This window comes from Modicisalibacter muralis (genome assembly GCF_900102945.1).
In the GTDB taxonomy this organism is placed as follows: Bacteria; Pseudomonadota; Gammaproteobacteria; order Pseudomonadales; family Halomonadaceae; genus Modicisalibacter; species Modicisalibacter muralis.
Window position 1 is genome coordinate 1 of the sequence record NZ_FNGI01000019.1, and the last position, 13,911, is coordinate 13,911.

Here is a 13,911-nt window from a genome sequence, read left to right on the forward strand (position 1 = left end):
ACATCCGCGTGCGGGTGCTCTACGACAGCGCCGGGCCGTCGCTCAAGCGCTGGCTCGACCGCTTCAACGACCTGGTGACCTTCGTTTTCTGCGTGGCGATGAGTTACGCCGCCTTCGTGATGTTCTGGGACTCCGCCCACAATCCCTTCGGCGAGTGGTCGCTGGAGCGCTCGGGCACCTCCTGGAACCCGCCGTTTCCGTCGCTGGCCAAGGGCATGATCATGCTCGCGCTGATGATCATGACGTTGCAGGCGCTGCTGCACCTGATCCAGTCGCTGCGCGCACGGGCCACGCCCCCGTCCCACGATCGCGGGGGGGCGGCTTGATGGATATTGCCGACGCGAGCCTGTTGATGGTCGGATCGATCTTCGCGCTATTGGTTACCGGCCTGCCGCTGGCCTTCATCACCGGCCTGGTGGCCCTGGTGTTTACCTTCGGCTGGTTCGGCACCAATGCCCTGCCGCTGGTCACCAGCCGGGTGTTCGGCTTCGTCACCGAGTATTCGCTGGTGGCGGTGCCGATGTTCGTGTTCATGGCCTCGTTGCTGGATCGCTCGGGGATCGCCAAGGACCTGTTCAACGCCATGCGGGTGTTCGCCGGCCGGCTGCCCGGCGGGGTGGCGGTGCAGACCGTGGTGGTGGCGTTCTTCCTCGCCGCGCTGTCGGGGATCATCGGCGGCGAGATCGTGCTGCTGGGGATTCTCGCCCTGCCGCAGATGCTGCGCCTGGGCTACGACAAGTCGCTGTCGATCGGCGTGGTCTGCGCCGGCGGCTCGCTGGGCACCATGATGCCGCCGTCGATCGTGCTGATCATCTACGGGCTGATCGCCTCCGAATCGATCGCCGACCTGTTCACCGCGGCGATCACCCCGGCGGCGCTGCTGATGGGCAGCTATATCGCCTACGTGCTGGTGCGCTGCCTGAAGAACCCCCAACTCGGCCCGCCGATGACCGAGGCCGACCGCCAGGCGAGTTTCTCGAGTCGCTGGCAGGCGCTCAAGGCGGTCATCGTGCCGGGGCTGATCGCCTTTCTGGTGCTGGGCTCGATCTACGCCGGCGTGGCCTCGGTGACCGAGGCGGCGGCGATGGGCGTGTTCGGCGTGCTGCTGGCGATCCTCGCGCGCGGCGAATTGAGTATCGAGACGCTGCACAAGAGCCTCGGCCAGACCATGACCACCTGCGGCATGATCATCTGGATCGGCATCGGCGCGGCGGCGCTGGTCGGGGTCTACAACCTGATGGGCGGCAACCGCTTCATCTCGCAGCTGATCATGGGCCTCGAGGTCGAGCCGATCGTGATCCTGCTGGTGATGATGGCGATCCTGCTGGTGCTGGGCATGTTCCTCGACTGGATCGGCGTGGCGATGCTGACCCTGCCGATCTTCGTGCCGATCGTCGAGCAGCTGGGCTATAGCCCGATCTGGTTCGGCATCCTGTTCGCGGTCAACATGCAGGTGTCGTTTCTGTCGCCGCCGTTCGGCCCGGCCGCCTTCTATCTGAAGAGCGTGGCGCCGCCGAGCATCAGCCTGAAGGACATCTTCGTCGCGCTGCTGCCGTTCATCGCCATTCAGCTGTGCGTGCTGGCGCTGCTGCTGTTCTATCCACAACTCGCCATGTGGCCGGTGTAGGTCCATCGATCCAACGGAGGTCGCCATGCGACTGATTCAATGTGAACACGAGAACCACCTGCGAGTGGCCGTGGTGGAGAGCCCCGAGCGGATTCGTCTGGTGAATGCCGACGAGGGCGTTTATGGGCTGGCACGGCGCGCCATCGCCGAAGGCCGGCCGCTGAGCGCCGTTGTCGGGGAGGCGCTGAGCGACGTGCGGCTCGATTATGCCGAACTGATTCAGGGGCAGCGCCTGCTGCCGCCACTCACCCACCCCGACCCGTCGCACTGCCTGATCAGCGGCACCGGCCTCACCCACCTGGGCAGCGCCGACGCCCGCTCGGCGATGCATGCCAAGCTGGATGCCGGTGAGCACGAACTCACCGACTCCATGCGCATGTTCAAGCTCGGCGTGGACGGCGGCAAGCCGAGGGATGGCGAACCCGGCACCCAGCCGGAGTGGTTCTACAAGGGCGATGGCGGCATCGTCGTCGCCCCCGAAACCGACCTGCCGGTGCCGGCCTTCGCCGAGGATGCCGGCGAAGAGCCGGAACTGGTCGGGCTCTACGTGATCGGTGACGATGGCCAGCCGTGGCGGGTCGGTCATGCCATCGGCAACGAGTTCTCCGATCATGTCACCGAGCGCCACAATTATTTGTGGCTGGCGCACTCGAAGCTGCGCGCCTGCAGCTTCGGCCCGGAACTATTGGTCGGCGACTTGCCGGATAATCTCGAAGGTACCAGCCGTATCGTCCGCGACGGCGAAACCCTATGGGAAAAACCCTTTCTCACCGGCGAGGCCAACATGGCGCACAGCCTGGCCAACCTCGAGCATCACCACTTCAAGTACCCCGGCTTTCGCCAGCCGGGCAACGTGCACGTGCACTACTTCGGCACCGCCACGCTGAGCTTCGCCGACGGCATCCGCACCCAGGACGGCGACCGCTTCGAGATCGAGTTGCCGACCTTCGGTCGGCCGCTGCGCAACACGCTGCGCTTCGCCGGGCGGCACGATGCCGTCGCGGTCCGCGCGCTGCGCTAGGCGTCGGTCATTCGGCGAAGAAGACGTTGAGCACGTGATCCAGATGAACCTCCATCGCACGTCGCGCCGCCGCAGGATCGCGCTCCTCGATGGCACGCACGATACGTTCATGGTCGCCCTGGGAGCGCTTGGGCATGTCGGTCTCCATGAACAGCTCTTGCAGACGTCGGAACATCACGCCGTACTGATGGCCCAGCAGGTGCTTCATCAGCAGCGCATAGGCGGCATTGCCCGAGGCTTCGGCGATGCGAATGTGCAGCAGGCGGTCGCCGGCGAGGTTGCCGCCACCGTGTTCGTTGTCGTAGACGTTGCGCTCGAAGGCCGCGCGTATCGCCTTGAGATCGTCCTCGCTGGCATTCATCGCGGCCAGCGCGGCGTTCTCGGGCTCCAGGTAACGCCGCGCCTGCAGCAGCGAGAAGGGAGGAATCTCCTCGTCGAGGTTGAGATCGACCTCGCTGATGAACTCAGGGTCGAGCGCCCACGGCTCCTTGCGACTGGCGGCCTGCATCACCGGCGAGCCGACGCCCCGGGTGCGCTCCATGACCACCACGCCATGGCCGACCCGCACCTCTACCTGACCGACGACCTCCAGGGCGATCAGCGCCTCGCGCACCGACGCGCGACTGACGCCAAGCGACTGCGCCAGTTCACGCTCGGGCGGCAGCAAGCTGCCCGGTGGAAACTCACCGTCGAGGATCAACTGATGAAGCTGGTCGGCGATCTGTCGATAGAGCCGCTGCGAGCGGACAGCCTGAATGGGCATGCGGGGTACCCCTTGTCTTGTCGTTGGATGAATCCGATCCTCGCCTCGCACTCAAGACCAAAGTCTAACTCCCGGCGCGCCGTTCGGTATGGCCTGCAACCACAAACGACGATAGGATGCCTGGACTAATGGTCAGGCCTCTAGGCAATTGGATAATTATTGCCTCATTCTACGGCTCCTCGGCATAAAGGGATACACCACGTCATGAGACTCACCGACAAGACAGCGCTGATCACGGCGGCCGGCCAGGGCATCGGCCGCGCCACCGCCGAGCGTTTCGCGGCGGAGGGCGCCCGCGTCATCGCCACCGACATCGATGCCGGCAAGCTGGAAGGATTGGGTGAGATCGAGACGCATGTGCTCAACGTGACCGACGCCAACGCCATCCACCGCCTGGCCGGGGAGTTGCCGGGGCTCGATGTGCTATTCAATTGCGCCGGCATGGTTCCCGGCGGCAGCATTCTCGAGTGTGACGAGCAGGAGTGGGAACGCGCCCTGGCACTGAACGTCACTTCGATGTATCGCATGATCCAGGCGTTCCTGCCCGGCATGCTGCAACGCGGTGGCGGCAGCATCATCAACATGTCGTCGCTGGCCTCCAGCATCAAGGGCGTCCCCAACCGCTTCGCCTACGGCACCACCAAGGCCGCCGTCATCGGGCTGACCAAGGCCGTCGCCGCCGATTTCATGACCCAGGGCATCCGCTGCAATACCATCTGCCCGGGCACCGTGGAGTCGCCCTCGCTGCATGAGCGCATCGCCGAGCAGGCACGTCGACAAGGGCGTAACGTGGATGATGTGTTCGCCGAGTTCATCGCCCGCCAACCGATGGGTCGTTTGGGACGAGCCGAGGAAATCGCCGCGCTGGCGGTGCATCTGGCATCTGATGAATCGGCCTTTATCACCGGTACCGCGCAACTGATCGACGGCGGCTGGGCCAACTGATATCAATACGGTGCATTCACCCAAGGAGAATGTAGTGAAACTGCTGCGTTTCGGCCCCAAGGGCCAGGAAAAACCCGCCATGCTCGACGCCGATGGCACCCTTCGCGACCTGTCGGCACACATCGATGACATCGCCGGCGACGCCCTCGGTACCGAGGGCCTGGAGCGGCTACGCAAGATCGATCCGCGCAGCCTGCCGGCGGTCGACGGCGGCTCTCGTCTGGGCCCCTGCGTGGGCCGGGTCGGCAAGTTCATCTGCATCGGCCTCAACTACTCCGACCACGCCGCCGAAACCGGCGCCGAGGTGCCCAGCGAGCCGGTGGTCTTCAACAAGTGGACCAGTGCGATCTGTGGCCCCAATGACGACGTGGAGATTCCGCGCGGCTCCGAGAAAACCGACTGGGAGGTCGAACTCGGCGTGGTGATCGGCGCGGGAGGACGCTACATCGACGAGGCCGACGCCATGGCGCACGTGGCCGGCTACTGCGTGATCAACGATGTTTCCGAGCGCGAATACCAGCTCGAGCGCAGCGGTACCTGGGACAAGGGCAAGGGCTGCGATACCTTCGGGCCGCTGGGGCCGTGGCTGGTCACCGCCGACGAGATCGACGATCCCCAGAATCTCGCCCTGTGGCTCGAGGTCGACGGCAAGCGTTACCAGGACGGCAGTACCCGCACCATGGTCTACCCTGTGCCCTTCCTGATCGCCTACCTGAGCCGCTTCATGAGCCTGCAACCGGGCGATGTGATCTCCACCGGCACCCCGCCCGGCGTGGGCATGGGTCAATCACCGCAGGTCTATCTGCGACCGGGACAGACCATGCGCCTGGGTATCGAGGGGCTGGGCGAGCAGTGCCAGCGCACCGTGCAGAGCTGAACGATCCACCACCAAGACTTATGTCTAACACGTAACTTCGCCTCCTGACTTGTCACACCCCACATCGTGGGGCATTGTCTTACCAAAGGCCTGACCACTGGATCAAAGAACCAATTGCCCCGTGTCATGCCCATTGTCCAAGGAAGCTCCATGCAAGTTCTCGTTTGCACCCAGCCAGGGCATATGATGTTACAGGAGGCGCCTACGCCGACCTGTGGCCCTGGCGAGGTACTGGTGAAGATCCGCCGAGTGGGTATTTGCGGCACGGATATCCATGCCTACGGCGGTAATCAGCCGTATTTCGAGTATCCGCGTGTGCTCGGTCACGAACTGGCCGGCGAGGTCGTCGCCGTCGGTGACGGTGCGGATGTCGCGCTGGTCGGTCAGAACGCCTATGTCATCCCCTACCTGCATTGCGGCGAATGCCGCGCCTGCCAGAGCGGCAAGACCAATTGCTGCCAACGCATGCAGGTGATCGGCGTGCATCGCGATGGCGGCATGGCCGAATATCTGGCGGTGCCGGCCGAGCATCTGGTGGTCTCGCAGACGCTCGCTCCCGACCAGTTGGCACTGATCGAATGCCTGGCGATCGGCGCCCACGCGGTACGCCGTGGCGCGGTCAGCGAAAACGAGTTGGCGGTCATCGTCGGCGCCGGGCCGATCGGCATGGGTGCCCTGCAAATCGCCAAGAGTCGTGGCGCACGCACCGTGGTGGTCGATACCAACCCTCAGCGCCTGGCGTTCTGCCGCGACACGCTGGGTGCCGATGCCACCCTGCATGCCATCGAGGACGATGTCGTCGCGGCACTCCTCGCCATGAACGATGGCGCACTGGCCGACGTAGTGTTCGATGCCACCGGCAACCCCAAGGCCATGCAGCGTGGCTTCGATTTCGCCGGCCACGGCGGTCGTTACGTGCTGGTCAGCGTGGTCAAGGCCGACATCGCCTTCCACGATCCGGATTTTCACAAGAAGGAGCTATCGCTGCTGGGCAGTCGCAACGCCACCCGCGAGGACTTCGAAGCGGTCGCCCGATTGATCGACGAAGGACATGTGCAGGCCGATGCGATGATCACGCATCGCGGCTCGTTGGCCGATATGCCGACCCTGATGCCGCAGTGGTGCGACTCATCCAATGGCGTGATCAAGGCCATGATCACTTTCGACGATTCCACAGATACGGCTCAGGAGCGACTCGCATGAGCCAGACCATTGCCAGCGACAACCATCAACAGCCCAGCCTGCGCGTGCATGCCGCCGACAATGTGCGGGTCGCGCTGAAGGACCTGCCCGCCGGCAGCGAGATCGAGGACAACGGCCGCGTGATTCGTCTGGCGGAAAACATTCGCCACAAGCACAAGTTCACCCTGCAAACGATGAACGAGGGCGACCTGGTGATCATGTATGGCGTCACGGTCGGCCGGGTCACCCGCGCCATCGCCGAGGGCGGCACAATCACCACCGAAAACGTCGAGCACTCCACCGATAATGTCCAACCTCAGGGCCGACGCGATCACTGGAACGCGCCCGATGTCGGCGCCTTCCAAGGAGTGACCTTCGATGGCTACCATCGCCCCGATGGCCGGGTGGGCACCGCCAATTTTTGGCTGGTCGTGCCGCTGGTGTTCTGCGAGAACCGCAATATCGACGTGCTGCGCGAGTGCGTGGCCGAAGCGCTCGGTGAGGACCCCTATCGCGACTACAAGCGCATGGCGCGTCAATTGCTGCGTGGCGACACGCAACCGGCACCGGTGGCCGACGCCGAGGAACGACTGTTTCCCAACGTCGATGGCGTGCGTTTTCTGACTCACTCACTGGGCTGCGGCGGCACCGATGACGACGCCCAGGCGCTGTGCCAACTGTTGGCCGGTTATATCTGCCATCCCAACGTGGCCGGCGCCACCGTGCTCAGCCTGGGCTGCCAGAAGGCGCAGATCGACATGCTGCAGCGCGCGGTGGCCGATCGCGATCCCCAGGGCCTGCGCCCGGTGCGCTACTTCGAGCAGCAGGCGGTGGGCAGCGAGGAGACGCTGATCCGCGAGTCGCTGGGCGCGATCTTCGACGGCCTGGCGATCGCCAACCAGACCTCGCGCGCACCCGCCCCGTTGGCGGAGCTGACCATCGGCGTGGAGTGCGGCGGCTCCGACGGCTTCTCGGGCCTGTCGGCCAACCCGTTGGTCGGCGCGGTGATCGACCGCCTGGTCACGCTCGGCGGCAGCGGTATCCTCAGCGAATTCCCCGAACTATGCGGCGTCGAGCATGAATTGATCGCGCGCTGTCGCGACGATCATAGCGCCGAGCGCTTCCAAGCGTTGATGGACGCTTATCAGCGTCACGCTGCAGCGGTCGGTGCGCATTTCTCGATGAACCCCTCGCCCGGCAACGTGCGCGATGGCTTGATCACCGACGCGATGAAATCGGCGGGCGCGGCCAAGAAAGGCGGCGATAGCCCGGTAGTCGACGTGCTCGACTATACCGAGCCGCTCAGGCACAAGGGGCTGAATCTACTCTGTACGCCGGGCAACGACGTCGAATCGACCACCGCCCTGGCCAGCTCCGGCGCTAATCTGGTGATGTTCACCACCGGGCTCGGCACACCGACCGGCAACCCGGTCACGCCGGTGCTGAAGATTTCCAGCAATAGCGAGTTGGCCGCACGCATGGCGGATGTCATCGACTTCGATGCCGGCCCGATCATCCGTGGCGAGGCGCAGATCGACGAACTGGCCGATCAGTTGCTCGCCATGTGCATCGAAGCCGCCTCGGGCCGCTACGTACCCAAGGCCGTGAAGCTCGGACAGTTGGACTTCATTCCCTGGAAGCGCGGGGTCTCACTGTAATGTCGACCGCTGCTCGCCCCGAAATCCTGCAGTTCGGCACCAGCCGTTTCCTGCTCGCGCATGTCGATGCCTTCGTCGGCCACTCGCTGGCCGAGGGATTGAGCAACAAGCGCGTGGTGGTGGTGCAGAGTTCGGCACGCCCGGAAGGCAAGGCCAAGGCCCGCATGCTCGCCGAACACCGACGCTACCCGGTGCAGGTGCGTGGCGTGCGCGATGGCGAAACCATCGACCGGATCGAGTGGGTGGACAGCCTCGACACCTGCCTGCTCGCCGATGAGGACTGGGCGGAACTGGAACGACGCTTCTGTAACGAGATCACCCACGTGGTTTCCAATACCGGCGATCGTGGTTTCGATCCGGTCACGGGCGACACACCGCATATTGACGTTCCCGCGAGCTTCCCGGCCAAGCTGGCCAAGCTGTTGCATGCCCGCCATCGCCAAGGCGGCAGCGGCGTCACGCTGATGCCCTGCGAACTGATCAGCGGCAATGGCCAGCGCCTGAAGTCCATCGTGCTAGACATTGCGCGACGGAGTTGGGACGACGCGGCGTTCGCACAGTGGCTGGCCGATGAGTGCATCTGGGTCGATACGCTGGTCGATCGCATCGTTTCGGCGGCGCTGGAACCGGTCGGCGCGGTCGCCGAGCCTTACGGGCTGTGGGCCATTCAGGACATACCCGGCCTGAGCCTGCCCTGCCGGCATCCCGACGTACAGGTGGTCGCGGATCTGGCGCCGTATGAGAAGCGCAAGCTACACGTGCTCAACCTCGCGCATAGCTATCTCGTTGCGCGCTGGCGCGACCTTGGCCTGCAGGACGAGGTTCGTTTCGTGCGTGAGGCGATGCGCGACCCGCGCCTGGCCGAGCCGCTCGATGCCGTGCTTGGCGACGAGGTGCTACCGGTGCTGTCACGCGAGATGCCTGGCCTGGATCTCGCCAGCTACAAGGCGACGACGCTGGAGCGTTTCGCCAACCCCTTCCTCGATCATCGCCTGGAAGATATTGCCCAGAATCACGAGGAGAAACTCCGCCGGCGCCTGTTGCCGGTGGTGGAAATGGCGCGGACTCACGGCCTGGCCGTGCCCGCCCTCGACGCTTGTGTCGCGCAACTGCCGGCACTTTCGTCAACAGGTCATGCCGCCCAAACGCCATGACATCGCTAACAAGACAACCATAACCCTGTTCATGCAAGGAGCCACCATGCGCTTGAAAACAATAACCGCCTGTATCGCCACGCTAACCGTCGCCGGCATGACGTTGGCCACCTCCGCCCAGGCGGAAACCGTGATCCATGTCGCCTATGGCAACCAGCCCGGGGAACCGGTGGACAAGGCCGTCAGGCAATGGGCCGAGTGGGTCGAGGAAGCCAGCGATGGCGAAATGACCCTACAAGCCTTTCCGGCCAGCCAACTCGGTTCCGAAACCGAGGTCATGGAGCAGGCCCGCTTCGGCGCCAGCCTGATCACCATCACCGCCTACAGCAACTTCATGAGTTCGGTGCCGGATCTTTCGGTGCTCGACGCTCCCTACCTGAGCGACGACTTCGAATCCAAGCTCAAGGTCTTCGATTCCGAGTGGTTCGCCGAGCAGAGCGCCAAGGTCGAGGAAGCCGGCTACCACATCGTCATTCCCAACACCATTTATGGCGTTCGCCACCTGCTGTCGCGCGATCCGGCCACCAGCCCCGAAGACCTGAAGGGCGTGAAGATTCGTGTGCAGAACTCGCCTATGTACGTCGAGGCGATCCGTGCCATGGGCGCCGTACCCACGCCGATGTCGCTGGGCGATGTCTACCCCGCGCTGGCCCAGGGCCTGGTCGATGGTGTCGAGAATCCGCTCCCGGTACTGTTCGGCGGCAAGTTCCACGAGGTGGTCAAGCATCTCAACCTGACCGCGCACATGCACACCGTGGCGCCCTTCATCACTGGCCGTGCGTTCTGGGAGCAGCTCAGCGAGGAGCAGCAGCAAATCCTGACCGAGACCGGCCAGCGCATGGCCGACTATCTCGCCACACTGGTCGACGAGCAAACCGAGGTGGCCATGCAGCAACTCAAGGACGCTGGCGTAGAGGTTCACGAGGTGGATGTCGAGGCCTTCCGCGAACGCGCCCGCGAGCAGATTCCGCCGGCTTTCCCGGAGTGGACACCGGGGCTCTATCAGACCGTGAGCGACATCATCAACGGCTGAGTGTCGCCTCGACCGCTGACAGTGCGCTCCCGATGGAGCGCACTGTCCTGTTTCAGGAGTAAAGAAGGATGAAAACGCTACTGGCCTGGTTCGACCGGGTGATGCGCCTCGACGAAGTGGTAGCCAGCCTTGCCCTGTTCGCGCTGTTCGCCGTGGCCATCAGCAATATCTTCATGCGCTATCTGTTCGACTCGCCACTGGCGTGGACGGAAGAGATCCTGCAAATGCTGATGGTATGGGCAACCTTTTTAGGTGCAAGCGCCCTGGTGCGACGCAACGAACATGTACTGATCTCGCTATTCAGCGACAAGCTGCCACCCAAACTGGCGCACTGGAACGATCAGATCTTCAACACCGGGGTGGTGCTGATCAGTGCCCTCATCATGCTCTATTGGGGAGCGAAACTGCTGCCGTTTTCGGCCTATCGCAGCACACCGATGCTCAACATCCCCTTCTACTGGATTCATCTGGCCATTCCGGTCAGCGCCGGCCTGATGGCCTATCACAGCCTGGTTCGGCTGTTCGTGAAACCCTAAAGGACGATTTCCATGGCTGTCGGACTTTCAATCGGGGCGCTGCTCCTGCTGTTTTTTCTTGGCACACCTATCGCGTTCTCGCTATTCATATCCACGTTTTTGTACTTCGTGATTGGTTCCGAACAACCGATCATGCTGGTAATCCAGCGCCTCTCCGGCGGCCTGGAATCGATCTCGCTGCTGGCCATCCCGTTTTTCATCATGGCCGGCGTGTTCATGAATCACTCGGGCATCACCGCGCGCCTGCTGAGACTCGCCGAGCTGATGACCCGGCGCTTTCATGGTGGGCTGGCTCAGGCCAACGTCCTGCTCAGTACCTTCATGGGCGGGCTGTCGGGCTCGAACATCGCCGATGCGGCGATGAACTCCAAGCTGCTGGTGCCCAGCATGACCGAGAAAGGCTACCCCAAGCCCTTCTCTTCGGCGATCACCGCGGCATCCTCGTTAGTTACCGCGACCATTCCGCCGGGGATCGCCTTGATCGTCTATGGCTACGTCAACAATGTTTCCATCGGCCGCTTGTTCCTGGCCGGAGTGGTGCCGGGCGTATTGATGTCCATCGCACTGATGGTGATGGTTTCCTACCTGTGCCGCCGTCACGGCCACCAGCCGCCCAATCGCACCAAGGCAACGCAGCATGAATGGGTCAGCGTGACCCGCGCCGGGATCATCGCCCTGATGCTGCCGTTGGTAGTCATCGGTGGGATTCGCATTGGCGTGTTCACACCCACCGAAGCCGGTGCCATCGCCGTGCTGTATTCGCTGATCATCGGTGTCTTCGTTTATAAGGAGATGGGCTTTGGGACCATCGCCTTCGCCACGCGCGAGTCACTGCTGGCCTCGGTGAACGTGCTGTTCATCATTGCCGTCGCCTCGGGATTCGCCCGCTTCCTGACCTGGCAACAGGTGCCTCAGGAAATCGCCATGCTGCTCTCCTCGCAGGTCGGCTCGGCGATGCTTTTTCTGCTGCTGGCCAACCTGATCTTGCTGGTGTTGGGCATGTTTCTCGAGGGCAATGCCATTCTCATCGTGCTCTCGCCGCTGCTGGCGCCGGTCGCGGCACAGTTCGGCATCGACCCCGTGCACTTTGGCATTATCTTTATCCTCAATGCCTCGATCGGCACCATTACTCCGCCACTGGGCACGGTGATGTTCACCACCTGCAGTATCACCGGGGTCAAGGTTCCCGATTTCATACGCGCGGTCATACCGTTCTGGCTGGTGCTGGTCGCTTTGCTGCTGTTGGTCACGTTCGTGCCCGCACTGTCACTGGCGCTACCCAACTGGGTGTTCTGATAGGAGCGTCGCTGCGCTGACATCAAACGATAAAACGCTTACAGGATTCGAAAAATGACATCAGCCAATAGCCCCACCCCTCAACACCCTGCGTTACCCAGCGATGCCGACCGCGCACTGCTGGTCGGTCGTGTCTGGCGGGAAACGCCGCACGCCGGGCCGGCAGTGGTCGTGGTGCGACGGGGTGAAGTCATCGACATTTCGGCGCATGTCGCCACCGTCGCCGATCTACTCGACAGCGACGATGCCGCCAATGTCGTGGCCACCGCCAGCGGCGAATCGCTGGGCTCGGTCGAGACCCTGCTCGATAACTCGCAGGCCGAACCGCCCCGTGCGCCGTATCTACTGGCACCCTGTGATGTCCAGGCCATCAAGGCCTGCGGCGTAACCTTCGCGGTCAGCCTGCTCGAGCGGGTCATCGAGGAGCAGGCCGGTGGCGACGCCGCCAGGGCCGGCGATCTGCGCCGCGATCTGCAGTCGATGATCGGCAGCGACCTGTCGCGCATCGTGCCGGGCTCCGCGGAAGCCATGGCGCTGAAAGCGGAGCTTCAGTCGCGTGGTGCCTGGTCGCAGTATATGGAGGTCGGCCTCGGTCCGGATGCCGAAGTCTTCACCAAGGCCCAGCCGCTCTCCGCCGTGGGTTTCGGCAGCGCCGTCGGCCTGCACCCCGCCTCGCAATGGAACAACCCCGAACCGGAGATCGTGCTGGCCATCGATGCCGCCGGCCGGGTGCGTGGCGCCACGCTCGGCAACGACGTCAACCTGCGCGATGTCGAGGGCCGTAGCGCCCTGCTGCTGGGCAAGGCCAAGGACAACAACGCCTCTTGTGCGATAGGTCCCTTCATTCGCCTGTTCGACGAGCACTTCAGCCTCGATACACTGCGCCAGGCGCAGGTGTCGCTGCGCATCGAAGGTGCCGATGATGGTTTCGTGCTCGAAGGCGCCAGTGACATGCGCGAGATCAGCCGCGATCCGCTGGATCTCGTTGCGCAGTCGCATGGCGCCCATCATCAATACCCCGATGGTTTCATGCTGTTTCTCGGCACGATGTTCTCGCCGATACAGGACCGCGACGGCGCGGGCCAGGGCTTCACCCATCACCTGGGCGATACGGTGACCATCGCCACACCCGCGCTGGGCGCGCTAACCAATCGGGTCGACCGCTCGGACCGATTGCCGCCCTGGACGTTCGGTATCCGCCAGCTCTACAACCACCTCGCGCGTCGAAGCCGGGCCACCGGCAACGTCGCATAAACGGATTATTTCGTAACGATCATGGAGGTCTCATGACACTGCAAGGCAACCAACTCATCGGCCGGCACAGCGTCACCGGCAGCGATGCCGCGCTCAATGCCATCGACCCCGCCACCGGCGAGCGGTTGGAGCCGGCCTACGCCGGGGGCAGCGTCGCCGATGTCGAGCGCGCCTGTGAACTGGCCGGCGAGGCCTTCGATGGCTATCGCGAGACCTCGCTGGAAGATCGCGCGACGTTTCTCGAGACCATCGCCGGCGAGATCGAGGCCATCGGCGATGACCTGATCGAGCGCGCCATGGCCGAGTCCGGCCTACCGCGAGCGCGCCTGGAAGGCGAGCGCGGGCGCACCTGCGGCCAGCTACGCCTGTTCGCCAATGTCGTACGCGCCGGCGAGTGGCTCGATGTGCGCATCGACCCGGCCCTGCCGGAGCGTCAACCGCTGCCGCGCGCCGACCTGCGCCAGCGGCATATCGCGCTGGGCCCGGTGGCGGTGTTCGGCGCCAGCAACTTCCCGCTGGCGTTTTCCGTCGCCGGCGGCGACACCGCCTCGGCGCTGGCCGCCGG

General features: G+C 64.0%; 14 protein-coding genes. 13 read left to right on the forward strand and 1 reads right to left on the reverse strand.

Annotated features, from left to right (window positions below):
• The 3 genes from BLR92_RS19395 to araD1 all read left to right on the forward strand — a co-directional run.
• Positions 1-326: TRAP transporter small permease subunit (locus BLR92_RS19395; protein ID WP_139171630.1), on the forward strand; the 326-nt coding region annotated here is incomplete at its 5' end.
• On the forward strand, positions 326-1,627 hold the full coding sequence (locus BLR92_RS19400; protein WP_089730937.1) for a TRAP transporter large permease: 1,302 nt from the start codon (positions 326-328) through the stop codon (positions 1,625-1,627). The genes BLR92_RS19395 and BLR92_RS19400, both read left to right, overlap by 1 nt.
• Positions 1,628-1,652: 25 nt before the next feature.
• Positions 1,653-2,648, forward strand: coding sequence for an AraD1 family protein (araD1, locus tag BLR92_RS19405; protein WP_089730938.1), 996 nt, complete (start codon positions 1,653-1,655; stop codon positions 2,646-2,648).
• Positions 2,649-2,655: 7 nt separating this feature from the next.
• Here araD1 and BLR92_RS19410 read toward each other — a convergent pair whose 3' ends face one another.
• Positions 2,656-3,411 (reverse strand): FadR/GntR family transcriptional regulator, encoded by a 756-nt coding sequence (locus tag BLR92_RS19410; protein ID WP_089730939.1) that lies wholly within the window; start codon positions 3,409-3,411, stop codon positions 2,656-2,658.
• A 204-nt stretch (positions 3,412-3,615) separates the two neighbouring features.
• Between BLR92_RS19410 and BLR92_RS19415 the strand changes: the two genes are divergently transcribed.
• The 10 genes from BLR92_RS19415 to BLR92_RS19460 form a co-directional block, all read left to right on the forward strand.
• Complete coding sequence (locus BLR92_RS19415; protein ID WP_089730940.1) at positions 3,616-4,356, forward strand: SDR family oxidoreductase; 741 nt, start codon at positions 3,616-3,618, stop codon at positions 4,354-4,356.
• Between the two features lie 34 nt (positions 4,357-4,390).
• Positions 4,391-5,233 (forward strand): ureidoglycolate lyase, encoded by an 843-nt coding sequence (locus tag BLR92_RS19420; protein WP_089730941.1) that lies wholly within the window; start codon positions 4,391-4,393, stop codon positions 5,231-5,233.
• Between the two features lie 150 nt (positions 5,234-5,383).
• On the forward strand, positions 5,384-6,436 hold the full coding sequence (locus tag BLR92_RS19425; protein WP_089730942.1) for a zinc-binding alcohol dehydrogenase family protein: 1,053 nt from the start codon (positions 5,384-5,386) through the stop codon (positions 6,434-6,436).
• Positions 6,433-8,073 carry a UxaA family hydrolase gene (locus BLR92_RS19430; RefSeq protein WP_089730943.1) on the forward strand — a complete coding sequence of 547 codons (1,641 nt, stop codon included), beginning with the start codon at positions 6,433-6,435 and terminating at the stop codon, positions 8,071-8,073. The genes BLR92_RS19425 and BLR92_RS19430 overlap by 4 nt, the downstream gene beginning before the upstream one ends.
• The gene (locus BLR92_RS19435) at positions 8,073-9,227 is read left to right on the forward strand and encodes a mannitol dehydrogenase family protein (RefSeq protein ID WP_089730944.1); all 1,155 of its coding nucleotides are present in this window, start codon (positions 8,073-8,075) and stop codon (positions 9,225-9,227) included. The genes BLR92_RS19430 and BLR92_RS19435 overlap by 1 nt, the downstream gene beginning before the upstream one ends.
• A gap of 46 nt (positions 9,228-9,273) precedes the next feature.
• Positions 9,274-10,260, forward strand: coding sequence for a C4-dicarboxylate TRAP transporter substrate-binding protein (locus BLR92_RS19440; RefSeq protein ID WP_089730945.1), 987 nt, complete (start codon positions 9,274-9,276; stop codon positions 10,258-10,260).
• Between the two features lie 68 nt (positions 10,261-10,328).
• Positions 10,329-10,796: a TRAP transporter small permease gene (locus BLR92_RS19445; protein ID WP_089730946.1), complete on the forward strand. Its 468-nt coding sequence runs from the start codon at positions 10,329-10,331 to the stop codon at positions 10,794-10,796.
• 12 nt (positions 10,797-10,808) lie between these two features.
• A complete protein-coding gene (locus tag BLR92_RS19450; protein ID WP_089730947.1) occupies positions 10,809-12,092 on the forward strand; it encodes a TRAP transporter large permease in 1,284 nt (427 codons plus the stop codon).
• Positions 12,093-12,146: 54 nt separating this feature from the next.
• A complete protein-coding gene (locus BLR92_RS19455) occupies positions 12,147-13,346 on the forward strand; it encodes a fumarylacetoacetate hydrolase family protein (RefSeq protein WP_089730948.1) in 1,200 nt (399 codons plus the stop codon).
• A 32-nt stretch (positions 13,347-13,378) separates the two neighbouring features.
• Positions 13,379-13,911: aldehyde dehydrogenase family protein (locus BLR92_RS19460; protein WP_139171631.1), on the forward strand; the 533-nt coding region annotated here is incomplete at its 3' end.

Bases quoted from the DNA above. Each gene is read 5' to 3' on its own strand.
- BLR92_RS19450 (WP_089730947.1), top strand. From the start codon at position 10,809: ATGGCTGTCGGACTTTCAATCGGGGCGCTGCTCCTGCTGTTTTTTCTT.
- BLR92_RS19400 (WP_089730937.1), top strand. From the start codon at position 326: ATGGATATTGCCGACGCGAGCCTGTTGATGGTCGGATCGATCTTCGCG.
- BLR92_RS19425 (WP_089730942.1), top strand. From the start codon at position 5,384: ATGCAAGTTCTCGTTTGCACCCAGCCAGGGCATATGATGTTACAGGAG.
- BLR92_RS19435 (WP_089730944.1), top strand. From the start codon at position 8,073: ATGTCGACCGCTGCTCGCCCCGAAATCCTGCAGTTCGGCACCAGCCGT.
- BLR92_RS19445 (WP_089730946.1), top strand. From the start codon at position 10,329: ATGAAAACGCTACTGGCCTGGTTCGACCGGGTGATGCGCCTCGACGAA.
- araD1 (WP_089730938.1), top strand. From the start codon at position 1,653: ATGCGACTGATTCAATGTGAACACGAGAACCACCTGCGAGTGGCCGTG.
- BLR92_RS19415 (WP_089730940.1), top strand. From the start codon at position 3,616: ATGAGACTCACCGACAAGACAGCGCTGATCACGGCGGCCGGCCAGGGC.
- BLR92_RS19455 (WP_089730948.1), top strand. From the start codon at position 12,147: ATGACATCAGCCAATAGCCCCACCCCTCAACACCCTGCGTTACCCAGC.
- BLR92_RS19410 (WP_089730939.1), bottom strand. From the start codon at position 3,411: ATGCCCATTCAGGCTGTCCGCTCGCAGCGGCTCTATCGACAGATCGCC.
- BLR92_RS19430 (WP_089730943.1), top strand. From the start codon at position 6,433: ATGAGCCAGACCATTGCCAGCGACAACCATCAACAGCCCAGCCTGCGC.
- BLR92_RS19440 (WP_089730945.1), top strand. From the start codon at position 9,274: ATGCGCTTGAAAACAATAACCGCCTGTATCGCCACGCTAACCGTCGCC.